Genomic DNA, 15,441 nt, shown 5'->3' on the forward strand with positions numbered 1-15,441 from the left:
ATTGGCTCCGTCGTCCACATCTCATCCACACAGCCTGTGGATAACAAGATTGGCTGACGTCGCTCGCGGCCCTACCGTTGTGCGTTGCCCGACGCGCCCGGAGCCGTTTCGGGTGTCCCAAATGTCAGAGCCGTGTCGTAGAAAGATTGCCACGGCGAGGTCCGCGTTGCGGACGGGAGGAGGTGGCCCGGTGAGCATGCCCGAGCCCATGGACGACCCCTGGGCCGACAGCGGTCCCAGTGACCGTCTGCCCGCCCGCTCGCGCCGCGGCGGCGAAGGCCGCGGCCGCGGGGACGACCAGCAGGACCGGGGCCGCGAGGGCGGCTCCTGGGACGGCGGAGGAGGCGGCTTCGAGCGCGTCCCGCCGCAGGACCTGGACGCCGAGCAGTCGGTGCTCGGCGGCATGCTGCTGTCCAAGGACGCGATCGCCGACGTGGTCGAGGTCCTCAAGGGCCACGACTTCTACCGGCCCTCTCACGAGACGATCTACCAGGCCATCCTCGACCTGTACGCGAAGGGCGAGCCCGCCGACCCGATCACGGTCGGCGCCGAGCTGACCCGCCGCGGCGAGATCAGCAAGGTCGGCGGCGCCTCGTACCTGCACACCCTGGTGCAGTCCGTGCCGACCGCGGCGAACGCCGAGTACTACGCGGAGATCGTCCACGAGCGGGCCGTCCTGCGCCGCCTCGTCGCGGCCGGTACGAAGATCACGCAGATGGGCTACGCGGCGGACGGCGACGTCGACGAGATCGTCAACAGCGCCCAGGCCGAGATCTACGCCGTCACCGAGCAGCGGACCTCCGAGGACTACCTGCCGCTGGGCGACATCATGGAGGGCGCGCTCGACGAGATCGAGGCGATCGGCTCGCGCTCCGGCCAGATGTCCGGCGTGCCGACCGGCTTCACCGACCTCGACTCCCTGACCAACGGCCTGCACCCGGGCCAGATGATCGTCATCGCCGCCCGCCCCGCGATGGGCAAGTCGACGCTCGCGCTGGACTTCGCCCGCGCCTGCTCCATCAAGAGCAACCTGCCGAGCGTCATCTTCTCCCTCGAAATGGGCCGCAACGAGATCGCCATGCGCCTGCTCTCGGCGGAGGCCCGGGTGGCGCTGCACCACATGCGCTCCGGCACCATGACCGACGACGACTGGACCCGGCTCGCCCGCCGGATGCCGGACGTCTCGGCCGCCCCGCTGTACATCGACGACTCCCCCAACCTGTCGATGATGGAGATCCGCGCCAAGTGCCGCCGGCTCAAGCAGCGCAACGACCTCTCCCTCGTCGTCATCGACTACCTCCAGCTGATGCAGTCGGGCGGCTCGCGCCGGCCCGAGAGCCGCCAGCAGGAGGTCTCGGACATGTCCCGAAACCTCAAGCTGCTGGCCAAGGAGCTCGAGGTGCCGGTGATCGCGCTCTCCCAGCTGAACCGTGGCCCCGAGCAGCGCACCGACAAGAAGCCGATGGTCTCCGACCTGCGTGAATCCGGCTCGATCGAGCAGGACGCCGACATGGTGATCCTGCTGCACCGCGAGGACGCGTACGAGAAGGAGTCGCCCCGCGCGGGCGAGGCGGACCTGATCGTCGCCAAGCACCGAAACGGTCCGACGGCCACCATCACCGTGGCCTTCCAGGGCCACTATTCGCGGTTCGTGGACATGGCCAACACGTAGCATCCGATCATGGACGCGCTCTCTGAAGACCTGGAACTGCTCCCCGCCACCCGGCGTGCCCTGCGGCACCGGGTCGCCGTCGCCCAGCGCGAGGGCCGGTCCCCTTCGCTGGTGGCGGCCGTCGTCCGCGGCGGGGAGGTGGTCTGGGAGGGCTCCCGGACCTGCGTGGAGGGCCACGGGCCGGACGGGAACGTGCAGTACCGGATCGGCTCGATCACCAAGACCTTCACCGCCGTCCTGGTGATGCGGCTGCGGGACGAGGGCTTGCTGGACCTGTCGGACCCGCTGGGCAAGCACCTGCCCGGGAGCGGTGCGGACGAGGTGACCATCGCCCAGCTGCTGGCCCACACCTCGGGCCTCGCGGCGGAGACGCCGGGCGAGTGGTGGGAGCGCTCGTCGGCGGCGCTTCGGCCGGAGCTGGCGGACGTACTCGGCGAGGAGCCGTTCAAGCACGTGCCGGGGACCCGGTTCCACTACTCCAACCCCGGTTACACCCTGCTGGGTTCGCTCGTGGAGGCGCTCCGGGGCAGGTCGTGGGAGGAAGTGCTGCGCGCCGAGGTGCTGGAGCCGCTGGGGCTCGGCCGTACGAGCGGCCTGCCGCAGGCTCCCCACGCGGGCGGCTGGGCGGTGCACCCCTGGGCGGACGTGATGATGCCGGAGCCGTCCGAGGACCTGGGGCTGATGGCGGCGGCCGGTCAGCTCTGGTCGACCACCGGTGATCTGGCCCGCTTCGCGCGGCTGTTGATGCGGGGCGACGACCGGGTGCTGAGCGCCGAGAGCGTACGGGAGATGCGTACGTCGGTGGCGCCCCCGGAGCCCGGCTCCGCCGACCTCGGCTACGGTCTGGGACTCCAGCTGGCGGACCAGGGCGGGCGCAGGCTCACGGGGCACGGCGGTTCGCTGCCCGGGTTCGTCGCGGGCCTCTGGTTCAGCGAGGCGGACGATGTGGCGGCGGTCGTACTGGCCAACTGCACCTCGGGCCTGCCGGCTTCCACGGTGGCCGCCGATCTCGTCGCGATCGTCTCGGAGGCGGAGCCGCGCATCCCCGAGCCCTGGCGTCCGTTCAAGGAGGACGAGCAGGTGCCGCTGGAGCTGTGCGGTCCCTGGTACTGGGGGACTTCGGCCCAGGTCCTGCGGCTGAACCAGGACGGCTCGCTGGAGCTGAGCCCGGTCGGCGCCACCGGCCGGCCGGCCCGGTTCCGCGCCGAACCGGACGGCACCTGGACCGGCCTGACGGGCTACTACGCGGGCGAGACGCTGCGGGCGGTCAGGCGCGAGGACGGGTCCGTGAGCCACCTCGACCTCGCGTCGTTCGTCTTCACGCGCGAGCCGTACGACCCGGCGGCCCCGGTGCCCGGCGGGGCGGACGCGCAGGGCTGGCGCGGCATCGGCTGAGGCCCGGCGGGCCGCGCGCCCGGCTCAGGCGACGAGTTCGCGCTCCAGCGGGGTGCGGAAACGGGGCGTGACGCGGGCGTCGCCCACCCACTCCGCGAGCCGGGCAGCCTCCGCGGCGACCGCCTCCTCGGCGGCCCGGCCGGGGTCGCCCAGCAGCCGCCAGACGATCTCTCCGTCGGAGCGCTGGGCCCAGCCCCCGACGATCTCGCCGTTCCACCACACGGTGGGCCCGATGTTGCCCGCGTAGTCGAACAGGGCGGGACGGTGGGCGGGGTCGAGGTGGAAGCCCCGGTCCGCCCAGCCCATGGCGCTGGGGTCGAGGCAGGGCAGCAGCGCGGCCCAGGGCTCCGGGGCCGGCTCGGGCCCGGTGTCACCGGGGCAGACGAGCGCGGTGCCGCCGTCGTCGAGGCGGACCTGCTCGGGGCCCACGGCGGCCAGGGCCTTGCGCACGTCGGTGAGGCTCCAGCCGGTCCACCACTTGAGGTCGGCCTCGGTGGCCGGGCCGTATGCGTGGAGCCAGCGGCGGGCGAGTTCGCCGCGGGCCTCGGCGGCGGGCACGGCGGACCACGGCTGCGTGTGCACCCACCGGAACTGGCTGGACGTCCACGTCCCGCGCGGCCGGTCCCGCCGGATGCGGCCGTCGGCGGCCAGGAGGCGGATCACGCGGGTGGCCACACCGGTCTCGGTCTCGTACTTCTTGCCCCGGCCGACGGTGATCTTCTGCCGCAGGGCGGGCACCGCCGCGGAGAGCTGGCTGCCCGTCGCCGTGCCCAGGGCGTCGAGCGTGTCGAGGGCGGCGGCCTCGGCCCGCTCCAGCCAGTCGGCGTCGAGCCCCTGGCCGTCGTCCGCGAGGTGCTTGAGGAGGGTCCGGCGCTCCTTCGCCGCGATGCCCCGGGCGGTGGACGAGTCGACGTACGGGGCGAGTTCCGTGGAGACGGCGAAGAGGGTGTTGCGCATGCTGAGCATGCGGACGAGGCTGACGTCCCCGTACAGGGCCTGCTCGACCGCGGCGGGCCCGCCCTCGGCCAGCCGGGCGCGGAGGGAGAGGAAGACGGTCGCGGCGTCCGTGGCGTGCAGGGCGACGACCGCGTCCGCGACCCGGGCCGGGGTGGCGGCGCGGACGGAGGGGGCCAGACGGTGCCGCCGGCCCAGCCGGTGGCGGCGCTCGGCGGTGGTGACGAGGGGGAGGCCGGTGCTCATCCTCCCGATCGTAGGCCGGGCCGCCGACAGCGGCCCGACCTTTGCGGGGACCGATCAGAGCTGGAGCTTGAACCCCACGTGGGAGGCGGTGAAACCGAGCCGCTCGTAGAACCGGTGGGCGTCCGTGCGGGTCACGTCCGAGGTGAGCTGGACCAGCACGCAGCCCTCCTGCCGGGACCGCTCGACGGCCCACTCGATGAAGCGGGTCCCGAGGCCGCTGCCGCGCTCGTCGGCGTGGACGCGGACGCCTTCGATGATGGACCGGGTGGCGCCCTTGCGGGACAGGCCGGGGACGATCGTGAGCTGGAGGGTGCCCACGACGCGTTCGGCGCGGACCGCGACGACGACCTGCTGGTGGGGGTCGTCGGTCAGCCGCTTCAGTGCCGCGGCGTACGGGGCCAGGTCGTCCGGGGATTCGCGGGTGGCGCCGAGCGGGTCGTCGGCGAGCATGGCGACGATGTCGGGCAGGTCGGCCTCGGTGGCCGGCCGGATGGTGAGCTCGGGGGCTCCGGTCATGGGGGTCTCCTCGTTTTCAGCCGGCGGCGACGGTGAGCGGTGCCCAGCGGCGGGACCAGTCGCCGGGAAGGCCCGGGACGTCCCTGGTCATGACGGTGTTGAAGGCCACGGACTCCAGGCCGCGCTCCTTGAGCCAGACGAGGAGTTCCTCGTGGCGCACGTCCACGTCGGTGCGCAGGTCCCGTCCGGTGCCGGCGGCCAGCTCGGACACCAGGGCCTTGGCGGTGGCGGTGTCACGGGCGATCAGGGGGCCGACGACATGGGTGTCCATGTTGGGCCAGATCGAGGCGTAGCCGATGAGCGCACCGGAGCGGTCCTCGGCGACGAGCAGCCTGTCGGTGAAGGCCGGGAGCCGGGTGATGAGGTGGGTCCGGTCGGTGCCGAACACCTCGGTGTCCAGCCGGACGATCCCCTGGAGGTCCTCGGCGGAGGCCGGGCGGACGCGGACACCGGCGGGGCCGGCGGCGGCGCCGTCCGGCTCGGGGCGGAAGGCGCCCCGGAGCATCTCGGCGCGGCCGGTGGTGTCGAAGCCGAGCTCCTCGTAGAGCGGGCGGCCGTACGGGGTGGCGTGCAGGGTGAGCGGGACGCCGGCGAGCACCTCGTCGCACACGTGCCGCATGAGGTGCCGGCCGAGGCCCTGGCGGGCGTACCGGTCGGCGACGAGGACCATCCCGATGGCGGCCAGGTCGGGCTTGGCTCCGGGGTTCCCGTACCGGGTGACGACGCAGGCGGCGGCGAGTCCCCGGCCGTCGGGCGCGTCGATCCCGTAGCCGTCGCCGGCGGCGAGGAGCAGCCCCCACTTGTGGTCCTCGCGCGGCCAGCCGCGGTCTTCGGACAGGTCGGCGCAGTGACGGAGGTCTTCCGTGGTCAGTGCGCGGATCGGCAGGTCGGTGAGCGGTGGTGGTGTCACCGGCCCAGAGTGGATCATCGGCTCGTGGGGAGTCCAGGGAATTGAGGGACCGGGAAGCCGATGTTTCACGTGAAACAGCGGCTGTTTCACGTGAAACATCGGCCTCGCCCGACGGAGCGGATAGCCTCGGCAGCTATGACTTCGCTGCACCTGTTCGACCTCGACGGCACCCTGATGTACGGCTCGGCAGCACCGGTGGAGATCTCCCGGCAGCTCGGGGCGGACACTGAGATCGCCGAGCTGGAGCGGGCCTTCGGCGCCCGGGAGATCGGCCCGCACGAGTTCTCGGTCGCGGCCCGGGAGCTGTGGTCGGAGCTGACGCCCGCGCACGTCCGCGCGGCCTTCGACGGGTCGCCCTGGCTGGCGGGCATCCAGGAGGTCTGGACGGAGATCCGGGAGCGCGGTGACTACTGCGCGGTGATCTCCCTGTCCCCCTCGTTCTTCGTGGAGCTGCTGCTGGAGTGGGGGGCGCACGCCGCGCACGGCTCGGTCTTCCCGGCGGTGCCCTTCACCGCCCCCGTCGACGTGGCCGGGATCCTGACGCCGGAGCGCAAGGTGGAGGTCGCGGACTCGCTGTGCGCGCGCTTCGGGGTGGGCCGGGCCGACTGTGTCGCGTACGGGGACTCGATGACCGATGCGGTGCTCTTCGAGGCGGTGCCCCGCTCGGTCGCGGTGAACGCGCGCCCCCACCTGGCGGCCCGTGCCACGCACGTCTACCAGGGTCGTGACCTCCGGGAGGCATACCAGCTGCTGGGTGCGGCACGCCCGGGAGTCGAGGCATCTTAAGGGGAAAAGGGGGTTCGAAACCCCGTTTCCTCCATTCCTCCGCCGTGCTCTCGGTCGGCTGGCACGCTGTGAAACCCGGAACCACGGATTCGGGGCCGTGGCGTGTGAGACCCGACCGAGATGCTCGAAGCGAGGCACCGCATGGACGCTCCGCCCACCAGATCGGCCAGACCGACGGGCCGGATAACCTCCGGGGGCGGTGCCCTCGAGCCCTCCCCGGACGCCGTGCTCATCCGCCGGACCCTCGCGGAGATCGCACCCGTCGCGGACAAGGTGACCTCCTACTTCTACGCCCTGGTCTTCACGGGGCACCCCGAGGTCCGGGAGATGTTCCCGGCGGCCATGGACGTCCAGCGCGACCGGCTGCTCAAGGCCCTGCTGACCGCCGCCGAGCACATCGACGACCCCGCGGTGCTGACCCCCTACCTGCGCCGGCTCGGCGCGGGCCACCGCAAGTACGGCACCGTCTCCGCCCACTACCCGGCGGTCGGCGAGGCGCTGATCGGCGCGCTGGCCCGGTACGCGGAACTCACCTGGGGGCCGGAGACCGAGGCGGCGTGGGTGCGCGCGTACACGGCCATCTCGCAGACGATGATCGACGCGGCGGCGGAGGACGAGGCCAGGGCGCCGGCCTGGTGGCACGCCGAGGTGGTCTCGCACGACCTGCGCACCTCGGACATCGCCGTGCTGACGGTCCGCCCCGACCAGCCGTACCCGTTCCTCGCCGGCCAGTACACGACCCTGGAGACCCCCTGGTGGCCGCGGGTCTGGCGGCACTACTCCTTCGCCTCGGCGCCCCGGGCGGACGGGCTGCTGTCCTTCCACGTCAAGGCCGTCCCGGCGGGCTGGGTCTCCAACGCCCTGGTGCGGCACGCCCGGCCGGGCGACGTCCTGCGGCTGGGACCGCCGGCCGGTTCGATGGTGGTGGACCACAGCACCGACAACGGGATGCTGTGCCTGGGCGGCGGTACCGGCATCGCCCCGATCAAGGCCCTGATCGAGGACGTCGCCGAGCACGGGGAGCGTCGCCCGGTGGAGGTCTTCTTCGGGGCGCGCAGCGATCACGACCTGTACGACAAGGACACCCTGCTCGGGTTGCAGCGCTCCCATCCGTGGCTGTCGGTCCGCCCGGTGATCGGCGAGGGGCTGGCGGGACAGCTGCCGCAGGCGGTCGGTGAGAACGGGCCCTGGAGGTCGTACGACGCCTTCATCTCGGGGCCGCCGGCAATGGTCCGCAGCGGTGTGGACGCGCTCAAGCGGATCGGGATTCCCGGGGAGCGGATCCGCTTCGACGCCCTGGAGGAGCTGGCGGGCGTGGCCGGCTGAGCACGCCGCGGCCCGCCGGCCCTCCGGGTGCCGTCAGCCCAGGTCGGGGGCGTGCATGGCGCGCACCCCCTCGATGTTGCCGTCGAGGTAGTGGCGCAGCGAGAGCGGAACCAGGTGGACGGCGGCGATGCCCACCCGGCTGAAGGGCACGCGGACGATCTCGTACTCGCCCTCGGGTTCGTCGACCTCGGGCCCGTGGCGCAGGCCGGGGTCCATGGACGCGAGCCGGCAGACGAAGAAGTGCTGCACCTTCACCCCGGTCACTCCCCCGGAGGCGATGTGCTCGACGGTGTCGACGAAACAGGGCACCACATCGGTGATCTTGGCTCCCAGTTCTTCGTGGAGCTCCCGGTGGAGGGCGTCGATGACGGTGCTGTCGGAGGTTTCCACACCGCCGCCGGGAGTGAGCCAGTACGGGTCGACGCCGGGCTTGGTGCGCTTGATGAGGATCAGGTCGTCACCGTCGAGCAGGATCGCGCGGGCGGTGCGTTTGACCACGGGACGTTCGGTCATGGGAGAAGAGTGGCCCACACCCGGCCTTCCGAAACGCGCCATCGTCCGGAACCCGAGGCACTCACCAGTGCGCCGCGGCACGCAGCAGGCGGTCGTGGGCCCGGGCGAGGTGGGCGAGCGCCAGGCTGCCCGCCCGTACGACGAGGAACCAGGTGCGCAGCGGAGGCACGGCGGGTTCCAGCAGGGAGACGACCTCACCGCGGTCCAGGGCTTCCTGGCACAGGTAGCGGGGCAGGACGGCCAGCCCGGCGCCGGCCCGGACGCATCCCAGTACGGCCCGCAGGTCCGGGGCCACGACGGTGGCGGCGGAGTCGGGCACGGAGTCGAAGACGGCGGCCCAGTAGCGGGTGACCAGGGGCAGGCTCTCGTGGACCTCGACGACCGGGATGCCGTCGAGTGCCGCGGGTCCGGAAGCGCCCAGTGCGGCGGGGTCGGCCAGGGCGGCCCAGTAGGGAGCGGCGACCAGGACCTGGTCCTCGTCGCAGAGGACGGTCGTGGTGAACGGGCCGCCGCGCGGCCGGCCGGTGGTGACGACCAGGTCGTGCTGCCCGGCGGCCAGACCGGCGAGGTTCTCCTCGGTGCCGGGCGCGAGGACGGTCCGCAGGGTCTGGCCCTGGCCGACCAGGGGCGCGAGGGCGGGCAGTACGCGCAGGCAGAGGAATTCCGGGGGCCCGGCGAGGTGCAGGGTCCGCAGGGCCCCGGCGGCCTCCCGCCCGCTCTCGGCGATCCGGAGCAGCGCGTCGAGGTGCGGGGCGGCCTTGTGGGCCAGTTCGTCCCCGACGGCCGTGGGGGTGACGCCCCGGGCGCGCCGGTGGAACAGGGGCCGGCCGAGCTGCCGCTCCAGGGTGCGGATCTGGGAGGTGACGGCGGGCTGTGACAGCCCGAGGAGCGCGGCGGCCCGGGTGAACGAGCCGGCCCGGTGCACGGCGACGAAGGTGCGCAGCAGGGCCAGGTCCATGGCGGCCCCTCTCGGTGGGGGCCTTCAACTATAAATATGCCGATAGGCCCCTGTCGTTACCGTGATTGGACTCTGACGCTGAGTCAACTAGCCTTGTCGGCGTGGTTCTTCTCTCGGGGAACCCGGGGCGGTCCGAGCCACCAGGGGGGAGGCTCGGACCGCCCTGATGCCCCTGGGCCGGTCAGGCTCCGGCTGCCGCGGAATCGAGGGCCCGGAGCACGTCGGCGACCAGGTCCTCGGGGTCCTCGGCCCCGGCGGAGAACCGGATGAAGCCCTCCGGCACGTCGTCGCCGCCCCAACGGCCGCGCCGCTCCGCGGTGGAGCGGACCCCGCCGAAGCTCGTGGCGTCCTCGACCAGGTGCAGGCTGGTCATGAAGCGTTCGGCGTGCGCGCGGTCCGGGAGGGTGAAGGAGACCACCGAGCCGAAGCCGCGCATCTGGCGGGCGGCCGTCTTGTGGGAGGGGTCCGAGGGGAGCCCCGGGTAGCGCAGCCCGGTGACCTCGGGCCGGTCGGCCAACGCCTCGGCCACCGCCAGCGCGTTGCCCCACTGGCGTCCGGCCCGCAGCTGGAGGGTGCCCAGGGAGCGGTGGGCCAGCCAGGCCTCCATGGGCCCCGGGATCGCCCCGACGATCTTTCGCCAGCGGCGGACGGCCGCGGCGAGTTCCGGGTCGCGGCAGACGACGTAGCCGAGCAGCAGGTCCCCGTGGCCGGTGAGCCCCTTGGTGCCGCTGGCGACGGAGAAGTCCGCGCCCAGCTCCAGGGGCCGCTGTCCGAGCGGGGTGGCGAGGGTGTTGTCGACGGCGACCAGGGCGCCCGCCGCATGCGCGGCCGCCACGAGACGGCGTACGTCGCAGACGTCGAGCCCCGGGTTGGACGGGGTCTCGATCCACAGCAGCCGGGCCCCGTCGAGGGCGGCGAGCTGCGCGTCCCGGCCGGTCGGGGCGGTGCGTACGCGGACTCCGTACGCTTCGAGCTGCTCGCGGACCAGGGGCAGTGCCTGGTAGCCGTCGGAGGGCAGGACGACGGTGTCACCGGTGCGGGCCTGGGAGAGCAGGACGGCGGAGACGGCCGCCATGCCGGAGGCGAAGACGACGGTCTCCACCCCCTCGTCGCCGGGTGCCTCCAGTTCCCCGACGGCCCGTTCCAGCAGGGTCCACGTGGGGTTCGTGTCGCGGCCGTAGGTGTACGGGCCCGAGACCTCGCCGGGGAGGTGGAAGTGCGCGGCGAAGACCGGTCCGGGCAGCGGGGGTTCGTTCTTGGCGGGCTCGGGGAGCCCGGCGCGTACGGCGCGGGTGCCGTCGCCGTACCGGTCGGCCGGGGCCGTTCCGCCGGGGGTGTGCTCGTTCACGGGGTGTGCTCCTTCACGGCGGTGCGTACGGCGTCCAGCAGGCCGGTGCTCGCCGCCTCGACCAGGGCCAGGCACTCCTCGAACCCGTCGAACGGGCCGTAGTACGGATCGGGCACGTCGGCCGCGTCCGGTACGCCGGCCCGTGCGGCCGGGGCCGCCGGGTCGTAGGAGCGCAGCAGCCGGACCTTGGCGGCGGCCTGCGGGGTGGGCGCGAGGGCGCGCAGGTCCCGCAGGTGGCCGGCGTCGAGGGCGATGACGAGGTCGAGGCGGTCGAACCACGAGGCCCGGAACTGCCGGGCCCGGTGGTCCTGCTCGTACCCGGCGGCCTCCAGCACCGAGACGGTGCGCGGGTCGGCGCCGTCGCCCTCGTGCCAGCCGCCGGTGCCGGCGCTGTCCACCTCGACCAGCCCGTCGAGGCCGGCCTCGACGACGCGGGCCCGGAAGACCGACTCGGCCATGGGGGAGCGGCATATGTTGCCGGTGCAGACGAAGCAGACGCGGTACATGGGCGGTCCGCTCAGTTCTTGTCGGGCAGGGCCAGGTTCACGGCCCAGGAGACGATGGAGATGATCAGGCCGCCGAGGACGGCGGTCCAGAAGCCGTCCACGTGGAAGCTGAGGTGGGCCTTCCCGGCCAGCCAGGAGGTCAGCATCAGCATCAGGGCGTTCACGACGAGGGTGAACAGGCCCAGGGTGAGGATGAACAGCGGGAACGACAGCAGCTTCACCACGGGCTTGACGATGAGGTTGACCAGCCCGAAGACCAGCGCGACCAGGATCAGCGACAGCACGCGGCGGCCCGTGCTGCTGCCGTCGTCGAGCGTGATCCCGGAGACCAGCCAGATGGCGACGGCCAGGGCCGCCGCGTTGGCGAGCGTCTTGACTACGAAATTCGTCATGTGTCTGATCGTGGCAGAGAAGATCCGGGACGGGCATCGGCAGATCAGCGGATCCCGGAGCACCACGGGCAAGAGCGAGGGGCACAGCGAAGATGAAGGCCTTCCGGCTGGACGAGCTCGAAGCGGAGCGCGCCGCCAACAACGGCGCCTATCTGCAGTTCCTGCGGGAGCGGAACATGTCGGTCGGGCTGTACGCGCTCGATGCCGGGCAGAGCGACCCGCAGCAGCCGCACCGCCAGGACGAGGTGTACTTCGTGGTGAGCGGGCGGGCGTCCATCACGGTCGGGGAGGAGACGACGGTGGTGGCCAACGGCAGCGTCGTCTACGTTCCGGCGGGGGTGCCGCACAGGTTCCACCACATCACCGAGCCCCTCAAGGTGATGGTGGTCTTCTCCCCGCCGGAGGGCTGATCCGCCCCGGCCTGAGGGTCGTTCCCCCGATCCCCCTAGGGGGCGGGTCAGGGGGTTCCGAGGGCTCGTGGCCCCCTGCGCGGGGCCGCGGCCTCCTAGCATCGAGAGCGAGGGAAGAAACGGACCCGATGACTCGCGAAGTCACGAACTCACGGGGTCACTGACGAGGAAGAGGTAGGAACATGGACGGGATCCGAGCGATGTTCGCGGGCATGCCCTGGTGGGTCAAGTGGGTCGCCGTTCCGCTGCTGGCGATCTTCGTTTTCGGCGGAGTGATCACCTCCATCCTCGGCGCGCTGATCTCGTTCGTCTTCAAGGCGCTGCTCTTCGTCGCCCTCGTCGGCGGTCTGGTCTTCGTGGTCAAGAAGTTCAGCGGCAGCGGCAGCGGAGCGAAGACCTCCTCCAGCGACTGGTAGGACCCGCGCCGCGTCCTTCCCCCAACGGGTAAGGGGATTGACCCAGGCGGGGGAACAGGACCGGCCGAACCGCCCACATGGCGGGAACCGGCCGATAGGGTGGCAATCCGTGCCGTTCCCTGGGGGCGGCCCCCGCAGAGCGGGCCACCCCGAGGCCCGCCGCCACCCCTGGGGGTGAGCTTTGCCTTCGGTTCACAATCCCGGTGTCCCGACCCTGATCGGTTCGGTGCAGCGGGCGTTGAGGCTCCTCGAAGCGGCGGGGTCCCATAGCGGGGGAGCCCCGGCGAAACAGCTGGCGCGCGAAGCCGGGCTCCCGCTCCCCACCGCGTACCACCTGCTGCGCACCCTGACGCACGAGGGCTATCTGCGTCGCGAGGGCGGGGTGTTCGTACTCGGCGACGCGGCCGGCCGGCTGGCTGGCGGTGGACTTCAGCAGAAACGTCGCAGCATGATCCTCGACTCGCTCGCGCACTTCCGCGACGCGGTCGGGGCCCCCGTCTACTTCGCGGTCTACCGCGAGGGTGAGATCGAGGTCGTGGGCGTCTCGGACACCCCGGCCAACCCGGCCTGCCAGGAGTGGGCCGACTTCCGCGCGACCGGCCACGCCCACGCCATCGGCCAGTGCCTGCTGGGCCAGCTCGACGAGAAGACGCGCAGGGACTACTACGACCGGCACCCGGTCGAGAGCATCACGCCCTACACGGTCCGGGACATGCACGCCCTGGAGCAGCGGATCGGCTCCCTGGAGCGGATGCAGCCGGTTACGGAGCGTCAGGAGTACGCCCTCGGAACGGTGTGCGCAGCCATCCCGATCACGGCCGGCGATGCCGCCGCGACCATGGCGATTTCCCTTCCTGTGCACCAAGAAGACCGATTGCTCTATGCGGTTGATCGACTACGGAGTGAAGTAGGCGCGCTGTTGAGCACCCTCTCCTTCTCTATCAGTATCTGAAAACTCACTCCTTGTGATCTGCTGGCGCTTCCACCACCCTTGTCAAGACGGCCCTGGGGGATCATTCCTGGCCACTTCCACTACAGCGGGGTAGGCAATGCGCGAGTCGGTACAGGCAGAGGTCATGATGAGCTTCCTCGTTTCCGAGGAGCTCGCGTTCCGGATTCCGGTGGAGCTCCGGTACGAGGCCCGTGACCCCTACGCGGTACGCCTGACCTTCCACCTTCCCGGAGACGCCCCGGTGACCTGGGCGTTCGGCCGGGAGTTGCTTCTCGACGGCATCAACAAGCCGAGCGGTGACGGCGACGTGCACATCGCGCCCACCGATCCGGACGAGCTGTCCGACGTCCACATCCGGCTCCAGGTCGGTGGCGACCGGGCCCTGTTCCGGGCCGGGGCGGGCCCGCTCGTCGCGTTCCTCGACCGGACCGACCGGCTCGTTCCGCTCGGTCAGGAGCGCAACCTCGGCGACTTCGACGAGAGCCTCGACCAGGCGCTCGGCAGGATCCTCTCGGAGTCGCAGCACGACGAGCGGAAGGCGGGCTGAGACGGGGCCGGGGGTCCCGGCCCCCGTCCCGTCCTTCAGCGCTTGCGCCGGCGCCGTCCCCGCCCGCCGCGGGCCGGCGCCGCCGCACCGGCCGCCGGGCTTCCGGCCGCCGCGTCCGCGGGTCCGGGCCGGTCGGCCGAGACCACCAGCGCCGCCAGTGCCGTGGTCACCGGCACCGAGGCCACGAGCCCGATGGAGCCCACCAGCGTCCGTACGATCTCCTCCGCGACCAGCTCGCTGTTGGCCACCGTGCCCATGCTGCTGTCCGCGATCGAGAACAGCAGCAGGAGCGGCAGTGCGGCACCGGCGTACGCCAGCACGAGGGTGTTCACCACCGAGGCGATGTGGTCGCGGCCGATCCGGATGGCGGCCCGGTAGAGGGCGCGCGGACCCATGTCCGGGTCCGCCTGGTGGAGTTCCCAGACGGCCGAGGTCTGGGTGACCGTCACGTCGTCGAGCACGCCCAGGGATCCGATGATCACGCCTGCGAGCAGCAAACCGCTCATGTCGATGTTCGGGTAGAGCCCGTGGATCAGCCCGGTGTTGTCGTCCGTGTTGCCGCTCAGGAACGCCCAGTCGATGAACTGAGAGCCCAGAAGCCCGATCAGCAGCAGCGAGACCAGGGTGCCGAGGACGGCGACCGAGGTCCGGGCGGTCAGCCCGTGGCACATGTAGAGGGCGATCAGCATGATCGCACTGGCGCCGATGACCGCGACGAGCAGCGGGTTCGATCCCTGCAGGATCGCCGGGAGGATGAAGAGCGTCAGGATGCCGAAGCTGACGACGAGCGCGATGAGGGCGAAGAGGCCGCGCATCCGGCCCACCACGACGACCGCGACGGCGAAGATGCCCGCCAGCAGCGCCATCGGGAACTTCCGGTTCAGGTCGATCACCGAGTACTGGAGGTCCCGGGGTGCGTCCGGCGCGTACGCCACCACCACCTCCTGGCCCTTCTCCAACTGCCTCGGCGCGCCCGGCTGGACGATCTCGAAGAAGGCCCGGCCCTGATCCGGTCCGCTGGTCACCTCGACGGTGGCCTTCTTGCACTCGCCGGTCTGGGCGGCCTGCGCCTCACGGCCCTCGGGGGTGGAGGTGTCGCCCGTGGGAGGCACCTGAGAGGCGTTCACCGATTTGCAGTCGACCTTCGCGAGAGCGACGACCTTGCCCTGTTGGGTCTGGCGGTCGAAGCCCACCCCGGTGCGCTCGTGTGCGGGGGCGCCGCCGGGCCAGAGCACGGCCATGCCGATGAAGACGGCGGCGGCGAACGGGATCAGTACGGCGGCGATCACCTTGCGCAGGTGCTTGGAGACCGGGGCGGCCGGCCCGTGGCCGTGGCTGTGGCCATGACCGTGGCCGTGCCCGTGGCCGTGGGAATGCCCGTGGGAGGAGTCTTCGGCATGCCCGTGGGACGCATGCTCGTGGCCGGTGTGGCCCATGGGCTCTGTGGGCTCGTAGGGAGGCTGCGGCGAGTACGTCACCGGCAGATCATCGCAAGAGATGAGGGGGCCCACTGTTCAGCACGCCACACACGACGCTAACGTGGGGGCTACTTTGCACAACGCGGGAGCTCGGAGCACCGGGCTGAGAGGGCGCT

Annotated in this window: 17 protein-coding genes; 8 read left to right on the forward strand and 9 right to left on the reverse strand. The window is 72.0% G+C overall.

All coding sequences use genetic code 11. The annotated features are described in order from the left end of the window. Positions 1–208: 208 nt before the first annotated feature. Together dnaB and ACQKM2_RS05705 are read left to right on the forward strand one after the other, a co-directional pair. Positions 209–1,672, forward strand: coding sequence for a replicative DNA helicase (dnaB, locus tag ACQKM2_RS05700; protein WP_042803698.1), 1,464 nt, complete (start codon positions 209–211; stop codon positions 1,670–1,672). A gap of 9 nt (positions 1,673–1,681) precedes the next feature. Further along, entirely contained in the window at positions 1,682–3,067 is a 1,386-nt protein-coding gene (locus ACQKM2_RS05705; RefSeq protein WP_427706941.1) for a serine hydrolase domain-containing protein, read from the forward strand. Between the two features lie 24 nt (positions 3,068–3,091). On the opposite strand, the gene ACQKM2_RS05710 is transcribed toward ACQKM2_RS05705, so the two are convergent. Genes ACQKM2_RS05710 through ACQKM2_RS05720 form a run of 3 tightly spaced genes read right to left on the reverse strand, consistent with a single transcriptional unit; the run spans position 3,092 to position 5,693 of the window. Continuing rightward, positions 3,092–4,267, reverse strand: coding sequence for a winged helix DNA-binding domain-containing protein (locus ACQKM2_RS05710; RefSeq protein WP_427706943.1), 1,176 nt, complete (start codon positions 4,265–4,267; stop codon positions 3,092–3,094). A 54-nt stretch (positions 4,268–4,321) separates the two neighbouring features. After that, on the reverse strand, positions 4,322–4,783 hold the full coding sequence (locus tag ACQKM2_RS05715; RefSeq protein ID WP_427706945.1) for an N-acetyltransferase family protein: 462 nt from the start codon (positions 4,781–4,783) through the stop codon (positions 4,322–4,324). A gap of 16 nt (positions 4,784–4,799) precedes the next feature. Beyond that, positions 4,800–5,693: a GNAT family N-acetyltransferase gene (locus tag ACQKM2_RS05720; RefSeq protein ID WP_427706947.1), complete on the reverse strand. Its 894-nt coding sequence runs from the start codon at positions 5,691–5,693 to the stop codon at positions 4,800–4,802. A gap of 135 nt (positions 5,694–5,828) precedes the next feature. Here ACQKM2_RS05720 and ACQKM2_RS05725 point away from each other — a divergent pair, with 135 nt between their 5' ends. Together ACQKM2_RS05725 and ACQKM2_RS05730 are read left to right on the forward strand one after the other, a co-directional pair. Next, positions 5,829–6,479, forward strand: coding sequence for an HAD family hydrolase (locus tag ACQKM2_RS05725; protein WP_427706950.1), 651 nt, complete (start codon positions 5,829–5,831; stop codon positions 6,477–6,479). 225 nt (positions 6,480–6,704) lie between these two features. Next, complete coding sequence (locus ACQKM2_RS05730) at positions 6,705–7,805, forward strand: globin domain-containing protein (RefSeq protein WP_427706952.1); 1,101 nt, start codon at positions 6,705–6,707, stop codon at positions 7,803–7,805. A 33-nt stretch (positions 7,806–7,838) separates the two neighbouring features. Here ACQKM2_RS05730 and ACQKM2_RS05735 read toward each other — a convergent pair whose 3' ends face one another. The 5 genes from ACQKM2_RS05735 to ACQKM2_RS05755 all read right to left on the reverse strand — a co-directional run bounded on the left by ACQKM2_RS05735 (position 7,839) and on the right by ACQKM2_RS05755 (position 11,522). Further along, positions 7,839–8,318, reverse strand: a complete 480-nt coding sequence (locus ACQKM2_RS05735; protein WP_427706954.1) for an NUDIX domain-containing protein — start codon at positions 8,316–8,318, stop codon at positions 7,839–7,841. Positions 8,319–8,379: 61 nt separating this feature from the next. After that, positions 8,380–9,276, reverse strand: a complete 897-nt coding sequence (locus ACQKM2_RS05740) for a LysR family transcriptional regulator (protein ID WP_427706956.1) — start codon at positions 9,274–9,276, stop codon at positions 8,380–8,382. Positions 9,277–9,457: 181 nt separating this feature from the next. After that, positions 9,458–10,624, reverse strand: coding sequence for a cystathionine gamma-lyase (locus ACQKM2_RS05745; protein ID WP_427706958.1), 1,167 nt, complete (start codon positions 10,622–10,624; stop codon positions 9,458–9,460). Beyond that, positions 10,621–11,130, reverse strand: coding sequence for a low molecular weight protein-tyrosine-phosphatase (locus tag ACQKM2_RS05750; RefSeq protein ID WP_427706960.1), 510 nt, complete (start codon positions 11,128–11,130; stop codon positions 10,621–10,623). Before ACQKM2_RS05750 ends, ACQKM2_RS05745 begins: the two co-directional genes overlap by 4 nt. Positions 11,131–11,141: 11 nt before the next feature. Further along, positions 11,142–11,522, reverse strand: a complete 381-nt coding sequence (locus tag ACQKM2_RS05755; protein ID WP_427706962.1) for a phage holin family protein — start codon at positions 11,520–11,522, stop codon at positions 11,142–11,144. A 92-nt stretch (positions 11,523–11,614) separates the two neighbouring features. Here ACQKM2_RS05755 and ACQKM2_RS05760 point away from each other — a divergent pair, with 92 nt between their 5' ends. From ACQKM2_RS05760 to ACQKM2_RS05775, 4 genes are all read left to right on the forward strand, one after another. Then, positions 11,615–11,932: a cupin domain-containing protein gene (locus ACQKM2_RS05760; protein ID WP_427706964.1), complete on the forward strand. Its 318-nt coding sequence runs from the start codon at positions 11,615–11,617 to the stop codon at positions 11,930–11,932. Positions 11,933–12,123: 191 nt separating this feature from the next. Next, on the forward strand, positions 12,124–12,348 hold the full coding sequence (locus tag ACQKM2_RS05765) for a DUF5326 family protein (RefSeq protein ID WP_427707184.1): 225 nt from the start codon (positions 12,124–12,126) through the stop codon (positions 12,346–12,348). Between the two features lie 181 nt (positions 12,349–12,529). Next, entirely contained in the window at positions 12,530–13,300 is a 771-nt protein-coding gene (locus ACQKM2_RS05770; RefSeq protein WP_427706966.1) for an IclR family transcriptional regulator, read from the forward strand. A gap of 97 nt (positions 13,301–13,397) precedes the next feature. Then, on the forward strand, positions 13,398–13,847 hold the full coding sequence (locus ACQKM2_RS05775; protein ID WP_427706968.1) for an SsgA family sporulation/cell division regulator: 450 nt from the start codon (positions 13,398–13,400) through the stop codon (positions 13,845–13,847). Between the two features lie 35 nt (positions 13,848–13,882). On the opposite strand, the gene ACQKM2_RS05780 is transcribed toward ACQKM2_RS05775, so the two are convergent. Beyond that, positions 13,883–15,358 (reverse strand): YibE/F family protein, encoded by a 1,476-nt coding sequence (locus ACQKM2_RS05780; protein ID WP_427706970.1) that lies wholly within the window; start codon positions 15,356–15,358, stop codon positions 13,883–13,885. Positions 15,359–15,441 lie beyond the last annotated feature (83 nt).

It is taken from the genome of Streptomyces sp. NPDC004126, assembly GCF_050275515.1.
Classification (GTDB): Bacteria; Actinomycetota; Actinomycetes; order Streptomycetales; family Streptomycetaceae; genus Streptomyces.